The organism is Dietzia sp. IBK-p2-15D (genome assembly GCF_057773105.1).
Window position 1 is genome coordinate 1 of sequence record NZ_JBYMTK010000029.1, and the last position, 552, is coordinate 552.

Annotated in this window: 1 protein-coding gene; it reads left to right on the forward strand. The window is 27.5% G+C overall.

What is annotated here, in order from left to right:
* Positions 1-552 (forward strand): PDDEXK family nuclease (locus tag AC3DEV_RS16700; protein ID WP_488372816.1); only part of this gene is annotated, 552 nt, incomplete at both ends.

Sequence of the window (552 nt, forward strand, 5' to 3'; positions counted from 1 at the left end):
TTAAAAAATACTTCTGCAACTACAATAACTCGTTATTTAAGAAAATTTAATATTGCAATTAAACAGAATTTTTGGACTGATGATAAATTAAATAAATGTCGATCACTTATTCAGGATGGAAAATCTTATACTGAAATAGCGAATTATTTTGGTGTAACAGTATCTGCTATTTCAAATTTAAATCTAAAAATATTGCATGAATTTACGTCTCAATGGGATAAAGTGAATGAAGCGGAGATGGCAGATTATTTGAAAAAAACTAAAAACTACAAAGAAACTTCTACGAAATTTGGCATCTTCGAAGAACATTTGATTGACAGAAATAACAAAAAATGGCATATAGATTTATCATCAAATTCCACACTCTTTGGTATTCCAACCGAATTTAACAAAATCAAATATCGTTCTAAAAGCGAAGCAGAAATAGCAGAGTTTTTAACGCAAAATAATATTGAATTTGAATATGAAAAACGAGTTAAAGAAAACAGTAATTTATCTTGTGATTTCTATTTGCCAAAATTCGATATCTGGTTAGAATATGATGGATTAGGA